Annotated in this window: 13 protein-coding genes; 9 read left to right on the top strand and 4 right to left on the bottom strand. The window is 60.7% G+C overall.

From position 1 onward, the window contains the following. Positions 1-38: 38 nt before the first annotated feature. Positions 39-1,268 carry an acyl-CoA dehydrogenase gene (locus AOA60_RS25505; protein WP_032889822.1) on the bottom strand — a complete coding sequence of 410 codons (1,230 nt, stop codon included), beginning with the start codon at positions 1,266-1,268 and terminating at the stop codon, positions 39-41. A gap of 151 nt (positions 1,269-1,419) precedes the next feature. Here AOA60_RS25505 and AOA60_RS25500 point away from each other — a divergent pair, with 151 nt between their 5' ends. The 7 genes from AOA60_RS25500 (at position 1,420) to AOA60_RS25470 (ending at position 9,971) form a co-directional block, all read left to right on the top strand. Further along, the gene (locus AOA60_RS25500; protein WP_099586684.1) at positions 1,420-2,355 is read left to right on the top strand and encodes a LysR family transcriptional regulator; all 936 of its coding nucleotides are present in this window, start codon (positions 1,420-1,422) and stop codon (positions 2,353-2,355) included. A gap of 75 nt (positions 2,356-2,430) precedes the next feature. After that, positions 2,431-2,823, top strand: a complete 393-nt coding sequence (locus AOA60_RS25495) for a MerR family DNA-binding transcriptional regulator (RefSeq protein WP_099586683.1) — start codon at positions 2,431-2,433, stop codon at positions 2,821-2,823. A gap of 16 nt (positions 2,824-2,839) precedes the next feature. After that, positions 2,840-3,739 (top strand): hydroxymethylglutaryl-CoA lyase, encoded by a 900-nt coding sequence (locus tag AOA60_RS25490; RefSeq protein WP_099586682.1) that lies wholly within the window; start codon positions 2,840-2,842, stop codon positions 3,737-3,739. 704 nt (positions 3,740-4,443) lie between these two features. Next, positions 4,444-5,607: an isovaleryl-CoA dehydrogenase gene (locus AOA60_RS25485; protein WP_099586681.1), complete on the top strand. Its 1,164-nt coding sequence runs from the start codon at positions 4,444-4,446 to the stop codon at positions 5,605-5,607. A 12-nt stretch (positions 5,608-5,619) separates the two neighbouring features. Next, positions 5,620-7,227 carry a carboxyl transferase domain-containing protein gene (locus AOA60_RS25480; protein WP_099586680.1) on the top strand — a complete coding sequence of 536 codons (1,608 nt, stop codon included), beginning with the start codon at positions 5,620-5,622 and terminating at the stop codon, positions 7,225-7,227. 15 nt (positions 7,228-7,242) lie between these two features. Next, a complete protein-coding gene (locus AOA60_RS25475; RefSeq protein ID WP_099586679.1) occupies positions 7,243-8,049 on the top strand; it encodes a gamma-carboxygeranoyl-CoA hydratase in 807 nt (268 codons plus the stop codon). Beyond that, on the top strand, positions 8,046-9,971 hold the full coding sequence (locus AOA60_RS25470; protein WP_099586678.1) for an acetyl/propionyl/methylcrotonyl-CoA carboxylase subunit alpha: 1,926 nt from the start codon (positions 8,046-8,048) through the stop codon (positions 9,969-9,971). Before AOA60_RS25475 ends, AOA60_RS25470 begins: the two co-directional genes overlap by 4 nt. On the opposite strand, the gene AOA60_RS25465 is transcribed toward AOA60_RS25470, so the two are convergent. Further along, positions 9,968-10,603 carry a LexA family transcriptional regulator gene (locus tag AOA60_RS25465; protein WP_099586677.1) on the bottom strand — a complete coding sequence of 212 codons (636 nt, stop codon included), beginning with the start codon at positions 10,601-10,603 and terminating at the stop codon, positions 9,968-9,970. The two genes, AOA60_RS25470 and AOA60_RS25465, sit on opposite strands and share 4 nt — an antisense overlap. Positions 10,604-10,734: 131 nt before the next feature. Here AOA60_RS25465 and AOA60_RS25460 point away from each other — a divergent pair, with 131 nt between their 5' ends. Further along, entirely contained in the window at positions 10,735-11,085 is a 351-nt protein-coding gene (locus AOA60_RS25460; RefSeq protein ID WP_099586676.1) for a DUF3077 domain-containing protein, read from the top strand. A gap of 466 nt (positions 11,086-11,551) precedes the next feature. Beyond that, positions 11,552-12,703: a M14-type cytosolic carboxypeptidase gene (locus tag AOA60_RS25450; protein WP_099586674.1), complete on the top strand. Its 1,152-nt coding sequence runs from the start codon at positions 11,552-11,554 to the stop codon at positions 12,701-12,703. 19 nt (positions 12,704-12,722) lie between these two features. Here the strand turns inward: AOA60_RS25450 and AOA60_RS25445 are convergent, their stop codons facing one another. Both AOA60_RS25445 and AOA60_RS25440 read right to left on the bottom strand, forming a co-directional pair. Further along, positions 12,723-13,262 (bottom strand): cytochrome b, encoded by a 540-nt coding sequence (locus AOA60_RS25445; protein ID WP_099586673.1) that lies wholly within the window; start codon positions 13,260-13,262, stop codon positions 12,723-12,725. Further along, positions 13,259-14,341, bottom strand: a complete 1,083-nt coding sequence (locus AOA60_RS25440; RefSeq protein WP_099586672.1) for a catalase family peroxidase — start codon at positions 14,339-14,341, stop codon at positions 13,259-13,261. The genes AOA60_RS25445 and AOA60_RS25440 overlap by 4 nt, the downstream gene beginning before the upstream one ends. Between the last annotated feature and the right edge of the window lie 112 nt (positions 14,342-14,453).

The following is a 14,453-nucleotide window of genomic DNA, read 5'->3' as shown; positions in this document are numbered from 1 at the left end:
CGGGCTTGCCCCGCGCGGGGCAAGCCCGCTCACCACAATTACTGCCCGCTGCGCATCAGTTCTTTAGGCACATACTTGCCGATCTCAAACTTGCCGATTGCCGCGCGGTGTACTTCATCCGGGCCGTCGGCCAGGCGCAGGGTGCGTTGCATGGCATACATGTAGGCCAGTGGGAAGTCATTGGACACCCCAGCACCACCATGGATCTGGATCGCGCGGTCGATCACCTTCAACGCCACGTTTGGCGCCACTACTTTGATCTGGGCGATCTCGCTTTTCGCCACTTTGTTGCCCGCAGTGTCCATCATGTACGCCGCTTTCAGGGTCAGCAGGCGCGCCATGTCGATCTCCATGCGTGAGTCGGCGATCTTGTCGATATTGCCGCCCAAACGGGCCAGCGGCTTGCCGAACGCGGTACGACTGACAGCGCGTTTGCACATCAATTCCAGCGCACGCTCGGCCATGCCGATGGAGCGCATGCAGTGGTGGATGCGGCCTGGGCCAAGGCGACCCTGGGCGATTTCAAAGCCACGCCCTTCACCCAGCAATACGTTTTCATACGGCACACGTACGTTGTCGAACAGCACTTCGGCATGGCCGTGTGGCGCGTCGTCGTAGCCGAACACCGGCAGCGGACGCACGATTTTCACGCCGGGGGTGTCCACCGGTACCAGGATCATCGAGTGCTGCTGGTGACGCGGCGCGTCGGGGTTGCTCAGGCCCATGAAGATCAGGATCTTGCAGCGCGGGTCGCAGGCGCCGGAGGTCCACCACTTCTTGCCGTTGATCACCCACTCGTCGCCCTGGCGTTCGGCGCGGGCGGCCATGTTGGTGGCGTCCGAGGAGGCGACATCCGGTTCGGTCATGGCGAAGGCCGAGCGGATCTCGCCGCGCAGCAGCGGTTCAAGCCAGCGTTGCTTCTGCTCTTCGTTGGCGTAGCGCACCAGCACTTCCATATTGCCGGTGTCCGGCGCCGAACAATTGAACGGCTCCGGGCCCAGCAGCGAGCGGCCCATGATTTCGGCGAGCGGCGCGTATTCGAGGTTGGTCAGGCCGGCGCCCAGTTCGGATTCGGGCAGGAACAGGTTCCACAAGCCTTCGGCCTTAGCCTTGGCTTTCAGCTCTTCCATGATGGCGGTGGGCTGCCAGCGGTCACCTTCGCTGACTTGGCGTTCGAACACCGGCTCAGCCGGGTAAACGTAAGCATCCATAAACGCGGTGACGCGTTCACGCAGTTCCTGAACCTTGGGCGAATAGGCGAAATCCATGAGCAGCTCCCTTCTTTGAGAGGTTGTTTAGGTCATGCAATCGATGCTAGAACAGCGTTGATAATTTACCTAGCCTATTCTCGGCGTGTATTAACATTCATCACCGATATATGATCGGCGTATGAACACCTAACAATAAGAGCGCAACGAAATGAATCTGAGCAAGGTCGACCTCAACCTCTTTATTGTCTTCGACGCGATCTACACCGAAGCCAACCTGACCCGCGCCGGGCAGATCGTGGGCATTACCCAGCCAGCCGTGTCCAACGCCCTGGCCCGACTGCGCGAGACCTTCAACGACCCGCTGTTTGTGCGCACCGCCCAGGGCATGGTACCCACGCCGATGGCCCAGAACATCATTGGCCCGGTGCGTAATGCGCTGTCGTTGCTGCGGGTGTCGGTGCAGGAAAGCCGGATTTTCAACCCGCAGCAGGCCGCCAAGACTTACCGCATCAGCATGACCGACCTCACCGAGGCGGTGATTCTGCCGCTGCTGTTCCAACGCCTGCGGCGCCTTGCGCCCACCGTCGTCATCGAGAGTTTCTTGTCCAAACGCCGCGAGACCACCAAGGAACTGGCCGCCGGGCGCCTGGACTTTGCCGTGGACGCGCCGCTCAACACCGACCCGCAAGTGCGCCACGTGAAGCTGATGGAAGATCGCTACGTGTGCGCCATGCGCAAGGGCCATCCGATGGCGGGCAAGGACAAGCTGAGCCTCGATGATTACCTGGGGCTGACCCATATCCACATCTCCAGCCGACGCAACGGCCTGGGCCATGTCGACCTGGCCTTGGGCAAGATGGGCCTGCAACGCAAGATCGCGCTGCGCTCCCAGCATTACCTGATGGCCTCCCAAGTGCTGCAACAGACCGACATGGTGATGACCGTGCCCGAGCGCTTCGCCAGGCGCCATGAGTTGCACTGGGTCAACCTGCCAGTCAATGACGTACCGCCGGTGGAAACCCACCTGTATTGGCACGAAAGCACCGATCAGGACCCCGCCAACCGCTGGATGCGTGAGCAGATGATCGAGTTGTGCCAACAGGTGACGGCTCATGAGAAGAAGTTGGATGGCAAGCAAGCTTGAGGATGGGTGGCGATTTGCTTGACGCTTACGTCAACCTGACAGTAGCTTAGCGCCAAGACTTTATTGAGCGCCGCCATGAGCACCACCTATAGCATCTCCGACCTCGCCCGCGAGCTGGACATCACCACCCGCGCCATTCGGTTCTACGAAGAACAAGGCCTGCTGGCCCCGGAACGCCGGGGCCAGGAGCGCATTTACTCGGCGCGGGACAAGGTCAGCCTCAAGCTGATCCTGCGTGGCAAACGCATCGGTTTTTCCCTGGCCGAATGCCGCGAACTGATCGAACTCTACGACCCCACCAGCGGCAATCACATCCAGCTCAACAGCATGCTGTCCAAAATCGCCGAGCGCCGTGAGCAGCTTGAGCAACAGTTGCTGGATATCGAACAGATGAAACTCGAACTGGACACCGCCGAAGAGCGCTGCACACAGGCCCTGGCAGACACCATGAGCCAGGTTGGCCATTGATCAGGAGTTAACTGTCATGTCTCTCCCTTCACACGTGCGCCTGGTCGAAGTCGGCCCGCGCGACGGTTTGCAGAACGAAGCCCAGCCCATCAGCGTGGCCGACAAGGTGCAGTTGGTCGACGCGCTCGGCGCCGCTGGCTTGAGTTATATCGAGGTCGGCAGTTTTGTTTCGCCCAAGTGGGTGCCGCAGATGGCCGGCTCTGCCGAGGTCTTCGCCCAGATCCAGCGCAAACCCGGTGTGACGTACGGCGCGCTGACCCCCAACCTGCGCGGCTTTGAAGACGCGCTGGCGGCTGGCGTAAAGGAAGTCGCGGTGTTTGCGGCGGCGTCCGAGGCGTTTTCCCAGCGCAACATCAACTGCTCCATCAGTGAAAGCCTGGAGCGGTTTGCCCCAATCATGACGGCGGCCAAGCTGCATGGCGTGAGTGTGCGTGGTTATGTGTCCTGCGTGCTGGGCTGCCCGTACAAAGGCACGGTCGCCCCGGAACAGGTGGCGTCGGTGGCGCGGGAGTTGTACGCGATGGGCTGCTATGAAGTGTCCTTGGGCGACACCATCGGCACCGGCACTGCAGGCGCCACGCGACGGTTGTTCGAGGTCGTCGGTGCCAAGGTGCCAAGGGACAGGTTGGCGGGCCACTTCCACGACACCTACGGCCAGGCGGTTGCGAACCTCTACGCCAGCCTGCTGGAAGGGATCAGCGTGTTCGACAGCTCTATCGCGGGCCTCGGCGGGTGCCCTTATGCCAAGGGCGCCAGCGGTAACGTCGCCACCGAGGATGTGGTGTACCTGCTTGATGGGCTGGGGATCAACACCGGTATCGACCTGGAGGCCTTGATTCGTGCGGGGCGGCAAATCAGCAACGTAGTGGGACGCCCAACCGGTTCACGGGTAGCCAAGGCGCGGTCAGCCGGTTGAGTAGCGTAGCCGTGACAATGTGTTACCGCACGCCTACACATCGAGTAACACGGGAACATATTTTGTAGTGTTTACCGCCAGACAGTTCCCACTAAAAAATCAAAGCATTGATTTTAAAGGGATTTTTAAAGTTGGCACGGCTTCTGCTATCTCTATGGCATAACAAGAATAAAAAGCGCCAAACCTAATAAAAATAAGACGAAACGACTCTGACATAACAAAAACAACACGGCAGAGACGCAGCTAACAGATTTTTTTGGAGAAGATGTGCTTTGCAGGGTACGGCGTGCCGAAACCCGCAACCGGTTAGAGAAAAATAAAACTACCTCAGGTAGCTACCCACTGGTTGGATCGCGTGCGAAGAAGCAGATCAGCGCTCAAAAAAATACGTTTGCTCTTGACCCTGAATGGGGGTCGCAAAAAAACAGCGGTAAAGGGTAACGGTTGCCAAAAACAACAATAGACCGCCCCTCAATAATAAAAAAAGAGCACGTAACGACAAATTAAAGGGAACCTTCGGGTTCCCTTTGTGCTTTCTGCAGTTTCTTATCTGGCTGACTCACCCCTGTTGTTTTTTTAGGTTGACGTATACGTAAACGACGATTGACAGCACCGCAACGCAAGCTTACGTTAACGTAAAGGTGAGCGCCCTTCCCTGGCGCGCCATCTACACAACAACAAAGCTCACATTAAGGTGCCTGTCCATGAGTTACCCGTCCCTGAACTTCGCCCTCGGTGAAACCATCGACATGCTGCGCGACCAGGTGCAGTCCTTCGTGGCCAAGGAGATCGCGCCCCGCGCGGCTCAGATCGACAGTGACAACCTGTTCCCCGCCGACCTGTGGCGCAAGTTCGGTGACATGGGCCTGCTGGGCATCACCGTCGCGGAAGAATACGGCGGTGCTGGCCTGGGTTACCTGGCCCACGTGGTGACCATGGAAGAGATCAGCCGTGGCTCGGCGTCAGTGGCGTTGTCCTACGGCGCCCACTCCAACCTGTGTGTGAACCAGATCAACCGCAACGGCAATCACGCACAGAAACTCAAGTACCTGCCGCAACTGATCAGCGGCGAACATGTCGGCGCCCTGGCCATGAGCGAGCCGAACGCCGGCTCCGATGTAGTCTCGATGAAACTGCGTGCCGACAAACACGGCGACCACTACGTGCTCAACGGCAGCAAGACCTGGATCACCAACGGTCCCGACGCCAGCACCTACGTGATCTATGCCAAGACCGACCTGGAAAAAGGTCCCCACGGCATCACCGCGTTTATCGTCGAGCGGGACTGGAAAGGCTTCAGCCGCAGCAGCAAGTTCGACAAGCTGGGCATGCGCGGCTCTAACACCTGCGAGCTGTTTTTCGATGACGTCGAAGTGCCCGAAGAAAATATCCTCGGCGTGCTCAACGGCGGCGTAAAAGTACTGATGAGCGGCCTCGACTACGAGCGTGTGGTGCTGTCCGGCGGCCCTACCGGGATCATGCAGGCCTGCATGGACCTGATCGTGCCCTACATCCACGACCGCAAGCAGTTCGGCCAGAGCATCGGCGAATTCCAGCTGATCCAAGGCAAGGTCGCCGACATGTACACCCAACTCAACGCCAGCCGCGCCTACCTCTACGCGGTGGCCCAGGCCTGCGAGCGTGGCGAGACCACGCGCAAGGATGCCGCCGGGGTGATCCTCTACAGCGCCGAACGCGCCACGCAAATGGCCCTGGACGCGATCCAGATTCTCGGCGGCAATGGCTACATCAATGAATTCCCTGCCGGGCGTCTGCTGCGTGACGCCAAGCTGTACGAAATCGGCGCCGGCACCAGTGAGATTCGACGGATGCTGATCGGTCGCGAACTCTTCAACGAAACCCGCTGAAGGAGCGCGCCCATGGCCACCCTGCATACCCTACTCAACCCCCGCTCGGCGGAATTTGCCGCCAACAGCGCGGCGATGCGCCAACAGGTCGACGCCCTGCACACCCTGCTCGCCCATGTGCAACAAGGTGGCGGCGCCAAGGCACAGGAGCGGCACACCTCACGCGGCAAACTGCTGCCCCGCGAGCGCATCAATCGCCTGCTCGATCCAGGTTCGCCGTTCCTTGAACTCAGCCAATTGGCCGCTCATCAGGTGTATGGCGAAGACGTGCCGGCGGCCGGGGTGATTGCCGGGATCGGCCGCGTGGAAGGTGTCGAATGCATGATCGTCGCCAACGATGCCACGGTGAAAGGCGGTTCCTATTATCCGCTGACGGTAAAAAAACACCTGCGCGCCCAGACCATCGCCGAGCAGAATCGCCTGCCGTGCATCTACCTGGTGGACTCGGGCGGCGCCAACCTGCCGCGTCAGGACGAAGTGTTTCCCGACCGCGAGCACTTCGGGCGGATCTTCTTCAACCAGGCCAACATGAGTGCCCAAGGCATCCCGCAGATCGCCGTGGTGATGGGCTCGTGCACCGCCGGTGGCGCCTATGTGCCGGCCATGGCCGATGAGGCAATCATGGTGCGTCAGCAGGCCACCATCTTCCTCGCCGGCCCGCCGCTGGTGAAGGCGGCCACGGGTGAAGTGGTCAGCGCCGAAGACCTGGGCGGTGCCGATGTGCACTGCAAAATCTCCGGCGTGGCCGACCACTACGCCGACAGCGACGAACACGCCCTGGCCCTGGCCCGCCGCAGTGTGGCCAACCTCAATTGGCGCAAGCAGGGCCAGTTGGTGCAGCGCGCACCGGTAGCCCCGTTGTACAGCGCCGATGAGCTGTACGGCGTGATCCCGGCCGATGTCAAGCAGCCGTTCGATGTGCGCGAAGTGATTGCGCGGCTGGTGGACGGTTCGGTGTTCGATGAATTCAAGGCGCTGTTCGGCACCACGCTGGTCTGCGGTTTTGCGCACTTGCACGGCTACCCGATTGCCATTCTGGCGAACAACGGGATTTTGTTCGCCGAAGCCGCGCAAAAAGGCGCGCACTTTATCGAGCTGGCTTGCCAGCGCGGGATTCCACTGCTGTTTTTGCAGAACATCACCGGGTTTATGGTTGGCCAGAAATACGAAGCCGGCGGTATCGCCAAGCACGGCGCCAAGCTGGTCACTGCCGTGGCCTGTGCCAAGGTGCCGAAGTTCACCGTGATCATCGGTGGCAGCTTCGGTGCCGGTAACTACGGCATGTGCGGCCGCGCTTATGACCCGCGCTTTTTGTGGATGTGGCCGAATGCACGCATCGGCGTGATGGGCGCCGAGCAGGCTGCGGGCGTGCTGGTGCAGGTCAAGCGCGAGCAGGCCGAGCGTGCGGGCAATGCGTTCAGCGCTGAGGAAGAGGCCGCGATCAAGCAGCCGATCCTCGATCAATACGAAACCCAGGGCCATCCCTACTACTCCAGCGCCCGCCTGTGGGACGACGGGGTCATCGACCCGCAGCAGACCCGCGAGGTACTGGCCCTTGCGCTGTCCGCCTCCTTGAACGCCCCTATCGAGCCGAGCCGCTTCGGCGTGTTCCGCATGTAATTGGAGCTGTACCCCATGAGCGATTTCAATACCCTCGAACTGATCACCGACAGCCGTGGTTTTGCCACGCTGTGGCTCAGTCGTGAAGCCAAGAACAATGCGTTCAACGCCGAAATGATCCGCGAACTGATCATTGCCCTTGACCACGTGCAAAGCGACCCAGCCCTGCGCTTTCTGGTGCTGCGCGGACGCGGCAAGCACTTCAGCGCCGGTGCGGATCTGGCCTGGATGCAGCAGTCGGCCGAGCTGGATTACCACACCAACCTGGACGACGCCCGCGAACTCGCCGAGCTGATGTACAACCTGGCCAAGCTTAAAATCCCGACCCTGGCGGTGGTGCAAGGCGCGGCCTACGGGGGGGCGCTGGGCTTGATCAGTTGCTGCGACATGGCGATAGGCGCCGACGATGCGCAGTTCTGCCTGTCGGAAGTGCGCATTGGCCTGGCACCGGCGGTGATCAGCCCGTTTGTAGTGCAGGCCATTGGCGAACGTGCGGCGCGGCGCTATGCCCTGACGGCCGAGCGCTTTGCTGGCCAACGTGCGCGGGAGATCGGCCTGCTGGCGGAAAGCTACCCTGCCGGTGAACTGGATACCCAGGTGGAGCAGTGGATCGCCAACCTGTTGCAAAACAGCCCGGCGGCGATGCGCGCCAGCAAAGACCTGCTGCGTGAAGTGGGCAACGGCGCCCTCACCCCGGCGCTGCGCCGCTACTGCGAAAATGCCATCGCACGGATTCGCGTCAGCGCCGAGGGCCAGGAAGGGTTGAGGGCGTTCCTGCAAAAAAGATCACCGAGCTGGCAATCCCAGGAGCCGCGCCCATGAGCACTCTGACGACGCTGCTGGTGGCCAACCGGGGCGAAATCGCCTGCCGGGTGATGCGCACCGCCAAAGCCATGGGCCTGACCACGGTGGCCGTGCACAGCGCCATCGACCGCGATGCACGGCACAGTCGCGAGGCGGATATCCGCGTCGACCTGGGCGGCAGCAAGGCCACGGAAAGTTACCTGCAAACCGACAAGATCATCGCCGCCGCCGTCGCCAGCGGCGCCCAGGCGATTCATCCGGGCTATGGCTTTTTGTCGGAAAACGCCGGTTTTGCCCGAGCGATCGAAGCCGCCGGCCTGATCTTCCTCGGCCCGCCCGCCTCGGCCATCGACGCCATGGGCAGCAAATCCGCCGCCAAGGCACTGATGGAAACCGCGGGTGTGCCATTGGTGCCGGGTTATCACGGCGAAGCCCAGGACCTGGAGACCTTCCGCGCCGCCTGTGAACGTATTGGCTACCCGGTTCTGCTCAAAGCCACGGCGGGCGGTGGTGGCAAGGGCATGAAGGTGGTTGAGCACGTTGACCAACTCGCCGAAGCCCTGGCGTCGGCCCAGCGTGAAGCGCTGTCGTCGTTTGGCAACGGCCAGATGCTGGTGGAGAAATACCTGCTCAAGCCGCGCCATGTGGAGATCCAGGTATTTGCCGATCAGCAAGGGCATTGCCTGTACCTCAATGAGCGAGATTGCTCGATCCAGCGTCGGCACCAAAAAGTCGTCGAGGAAGCGCCAGCGCCGGGGCTGAGCGCTGAACAGCGCAGGGCCATGGGCGAAGCTGCCGTGCGTGCGGCACAGGCCATTGGCTACGTGGGCGCCGGTACCGTGGAGTTTTTGCTGGATGCGCGCGGCGAGTTCTTCTTTATGGAGATGAACACGCGGCTGCAGGTGGAACACCCGGTAACCGAGGCCATTACCGGCCTGGACCTGGTGGCCTGGCAGATTCGTGTGGCTCAGGGCGAGGCGCTGCCGATCACTCAGGAACAGGTGCCGCTGATCGGCCATGCAATTGAAGTGCGCTTGTATGCCGAAGACCCGGCCAATGATTTTCTGCCTGCCACCGGGCACCTGGCGCTCTACCGCGAATCTGCGTCAGGCCCGGGACGCCGGGTGGACAGCGGCGTCGAGCAAGGGGACCGTGTGTCGCCATTCTATGACCCGATGCTCGGCAAGCTGATTGCCTGGGGCGAGGACCGTGAGCAGGCACGTCTGCGCTTGCTGAGCATGCTTGATGAATTTGCCGTGGGTGGCCTGAAGACTAACCTGGGTTTCCTGCGGCGCATCATTGGCCATCCGGCATTTGCCGCAGCCGAGCTGGATACCGGGTTTATTCCGCGTTATCAGGATCAATTACTGCCGGTGCCTGGTGAGTTGAGCGACGAATTCTGGCAGGCGGCGGGTGCGGCCTTCATTCAGAGCTTGCCGGCGGGTGAAGGGCCTTGGGCTGACAGCCGTGGATTTCGTGCAGGCCTGCCCGCCGAAATTTCGCTGCATTTGCGCTGCAACGAGCAGGATCGCCGGGTGACATTGGGTGAAGAGGCTCCGCGACTGCGTGGGGAACACCTGCTGATCGAACATCAAGGCGTGCGTCGCTCGCACCTGGCAGTACGCCGCGAGGGCAGCGTGTTCTTGCGTTGGGATGGCGAGATGCATGGCGTGAGCCTGTTCGACCCGATTGCCGCTGTGGAGGCGAACCCGTCTCACCAGGGCGGCCTCACGGCGCCGATGAACGGCAGCATCGTGCGGGTGCTGGTAGACGTTGGCCAGGCGGTTGAGGCCGGCACACAACTGGTGGTGCTCGAAGCGATGAAAATGGAACACAGCATCCGTGCCCCCCAGGCGGGAGTGGTCAAGGCGCTGTTCTGCCTGGAAGGCGAAATGGTTGCCGAAGGTTGCGTGCTGGTGGAGCTCGACGCCGCCGATTAGAACTTCGCCGTGGCCTGTACGACCACACCCAGGATGTGGCAATCGTCGGTGAACAGCCGTTTCGGATAGGTCGGGTTGAGCGGCACCAGATAGCGTTCGCCGCTTTCTTCCATCAACTGGCGAAAAGTTGCCTGTGGGCTGTCGGCCCATTGGGCAACCACCAGTTTGCCGGGTTCGGCAGCGATGGCTGGGTCCACCAGGATCAGCATGCCGGCGGCGATGCTCAGGCCACTGAGCGCGGTCATGGCGTCCCCCGTCACAGGGAGCCAGAAGGCGTTTCCGTGGGCGTGGTAGTCGGTCAATTCGAAGCGCACGGCGCCATAAGCGGGGCGCTCTTCGCGGACTTCGCACAGGCCCCTCCACTCGCCGACCGGGTAACGAAAATACGGGTTGTACTGTTTAGCCGGGATCAGCGCGTCGTCGGTTTTTTCACGCACCTCCTGCACCACTTCCAAGTCGCCCAGCCCCAGTTCTTCCAGGACCCGGTTCATATCCGCCAAGCTCGGCACCCGGCGCTTGCTGAGCCAATGGCCCACACCGCCCTGGGACATGCCCAAGCGTTCAGCCAGCTCACTCTGTGTGACCTTGCGGTCTTTCATGTTGGCCTTGACCAACGCGATCCAATTATCCATGGCGCCAGACAATACGGCAGGTATTTTCCAGGGCAATAAACAGTTTGTAGTAATCCATAAAACGACATGAATACGATAAGTACTATCATCAGGCATAAGGTTTTCGCCCCCCACACAGAGTATCGCCCCTTATGACGACGAGCCCGTATCTACTGCCCGAAACACCTGAAAATGATGACGTGTACAACCTGCGCAGCAGCGGTGCAGCACAGCGTGCGCTGGACTTTTACTTGAAAGAAAATATGTCGGCACCAGCCCCGCAAGAGCGTTTTTTCGAGATCAAGCCAGGCATCAGCCACGAAGAAGCCCTGGTGCACGCCTCAGACCTGTTGCGCAGCGCTGCTGCCACCGCCTATGAATCGGCGAGCAACCACCAGGGCAATCAGCGCGAACTGGCGTTTTCAGTGGTGTATTTGATTGATATGGCGAAGGCGATGGTGGAGCGATCGTTGCAAAGGCCAGAAGCCCGGGCGAACGGATAACAGGCGCGTAAGAAAAATATTTCTATCCCATGGATAAAAACATTTGACTTGCAAATGATAATGATTATTATTGGACCCATCTGATCGCGAGATCAGTCGATAGACCAAGGGACCTTAGGTCGGACTCTTGGAATATCTCCTCATCAGGCTAATCACGGTTTTTGACCCGGCTCTTTGGCCGGGTCTTTTTTTTGCCAGTTTCCCTGGCATGGCTTCAGGCTAATGAAGACTGTGTGTTGCTTGATGGCGCGCATGGTAGCAAAAGACCATCGCCGAAAGAAAGTCAGTCGGGCGCTCTGGTTCACATCTCTGCGAAATAGCGCTTGAGAATCAATCTCATAGATTCTAACCTGCGGCTGCGTCATGGACGACGCCCCCCTCCTCCCTGCAACAATTTTGCATCCAGGCTTTACCAGACTCCTGTGTAATATAGCTGCCACAACACTCATATTCAGGCAGCCAGACTATGACCGTGGCCTTGACCTCCATCAAGATCAGCACCGACTTCGACAGTGGCAATATCCAGGTGCTCGACGCCAGCGATGCCTATCAGTTACTGCTGGCAATCAAACCCGACACGCAGAGCCATCATTTCCAATGGTTCCACTTCAAGGCCGAAGGCATGCACGTGGGCCACACCCACACGTTTCGCCTGAGCAACGCGGGAGGCTCCTCGTATAGTCATGCCTGGAGCGGTTACGACGCTGTAGCGTCCTATGACCACACCAACTGGTTCCGAGTCCCCACGCGCTTTGACGGCGAGATCCTGCACATCAGCCTCAAAACCAGCGAGAAACACGCCTGGCTTGCCTACTTCGAACCCTACAGCCGCGCACGCCATGATTGGCTGATCGATCAGGCGCTGAAATACGCAGGCACTCAACTGCTGGCCACCGGTAAAAGCGTCGAAGGCCGCGATATTCAGCTGTTGCGGCGCGGCAAAGGTGGCGAAGACCGTCGCAACGTCTGGATCATCGCCCAGCAGCATCCCGGCGAACACATGGCCGAATGGTTTATGGAAGGCATCATCGAGCGCCTGCAACAGGACGGCGATGCCGAGATGAAAAAACTCCTGGCCGCTGCCGACCTGTACCTGGTGCCGAACATGAACCCCGACGGCGCCTTCCACGGTCACCTGCGCACCAACGCCATGGGCCAGGACCTCAACCGTGCCTGGCAAAGCGCCAGCCAAGACAGAAGCCCGGAAGTGTTGTTTGTGCAGCAACAGATGGAACACTACGGTGTCGACCTGTTCCTCGATATCCACGGCGACGAAGAAATCCCCTACGTGTTCACCGCCGCCTGCGAAGGCAACCCCGGCTATACGTCGCGCATCGAAGCGCTGGAAAAGCACTTCCGCGAGCACTTGAGTGCACTGACCCGCGACTTCCAGACCGTCCACGGCTACACCCGAGACTTGCCGGGCGAAGCCAATATGACCCTGGCCTGTAATGCCGTCGGCGAGAAGTACGACTGCCTGTCCCTGACCCTGGAAATGCCCTTCAAGGACAACGACGACAGCCCCAACCCGAAAACCGGTTGGTCGGGTGAGCGCTCCAGGCAACTGGGCAAGGATGTGCTGAGTACGGTGGCCGATATGGTCACGGCCCTGCGCTGACCATCCTGCCCAACCGGCATCAGTCCTTGGTGCCGGTCATGCTCTGCAACACGCCGTCCCGTCGAATCAGCCCGTGGAACAACGCCGCCGCCAGGTGGACCAGCACCGTCAAAAACAGCAGGTAGGCCAGGAACCCATGGGCCTTGCGCAGCAGCGCAAACAACGGCGCATTGGCCCCGACCAGCGCCGGCAGTTGCACCGAACTGCTGAGCATCACCGGGTCGCCCGCCGCCGAGATCATCGCCCAGCCGAGCAGCGGCAACACCAGCATCAATGCGTACAACACCAGATGCGATGCCTTGGCCGCCAGCACTTGCCACAGCGGCAAGTCAGACGGCAATGGCGGCTGACGGGTGGAAAAGCGCACCGCCAGACGCACGATCACCAACGCCAGGATCGCAATCCCCAGCGGCTTGTGCAGGTGGATCAACCACTCGTGCCGCTCTGACACCGACGCCGCCAGGCCTGCGCCGATAAACAACATGGCGATGACCAGCAGCGCCATCAACCAGTGCAGCAGGCGTGCCAAGGGCGCAAAAAACCGAGGCTGGGCATTCATGGTTTCGACTCCTGAGGGGCACTGTGCAACGGGCTGACTTCACCGGCACGGCGCAGGTATGAACTGGCATACGCCGCCGAACGGGCGGCCAGCAGTGGGTCATTGGAGGCTTCGATGCCACTGGGCAGAATCAACGGGTCGAAGTTGATGTCGCGGCAATCACCGTCGGCCTGGGGTTGGCTGCTTTGCAGCACCAGGGTGCCGGCGTTCAACACCTTGTGCTCGCCGGTCCAGGTCTTGCTCGCGTCGTCGAGCGGGTCGCCGGGGTTGGCCAGGGTCATGTTCAACTGCCAACGCAACGGCCCTGACGCCAGGCGCTGCACCAGGTTTTTCTCAAGAAAGTCAGCAGCGGCCGGCGCTGCATCCCCCGCCGCGTCCTGGCTCTGCGGCACTACGCCCCAGCGCACAGCCTGGCGCGTGCCATCAGCGCTCACCAGGTAAAACGCGTTGATGCCGTTGTAGGTTTCGGTGGCATAGCTGGCCGATGGTTTCGCGGTCTTGACCCACGCCAAAAACGCCGCCGTTTCGGGATGCGCGGCAAAAAATGCCGGCATGTTCGCCGGGTTCGGCTTGCCGGTGGCCGGGTCGGGCGCGCCGGCCTTGAGCATCTGGTAGAACGCCTCGGGCGTGCCCACCGGGAACACCGGCATGCTGTTCATGCCGGTGCGCCATTGCTGGCCATTGGCCTGGCTGAATTGCACAGCGAAGCTGCGGATCGGCACACTGCTGTCCGGCGCATAAGGATTTCCACTCGGCAAGGCAAACCGCCCGACCAGCGGCGTCTTGGCCTCGCTGAACACTTGGGCACTGGAGTACGCACGCGCCTCGGGAGTGCTCTCGAAATAACCGGCCACGCATACGCCCTTGGCATGGTTACGGCGAAAACCAGGGTGTACGCCGTTATTGGTTTCCAGGGCATTGACCAAGGTTTTCGGGCGCAGGCGCTGTGGGTCGAGGGTGCCATTGACGTAGGCAAAGGCCCCCGCCACAACCGCAACCACAGCGCCGATACCCGCCAACCTGACGAGCAGACTGCCAGCGCTCAGTGGAGCCCGAGGCGGCGATGAGTGATCTACCATGAAAAAGCTCCAGGGCACTAGGCCACAGGGGAAATGAGCTATAAGACGAATCTCATGTAGGCTTATTCCCCATTCACTGTAGTTTTTTTCAGAGCAGAGCGCGCACCGGGCT

It is taken from the genome of Pseudomonas sp. 2822-17, assembly GCF_002742485.1.
Taxonomy (GTDB): domain Bacteria; phylum Pseudomonadota; class Gammaproteobacteria; order Pseudomonadales; family Pseudomonadaceae; genus Aquipseudomonas; species Aquipseudomonas cyclaminis.
This window is presented reverse-complemented; position numbering and strand designations above follow the sequence as displayed.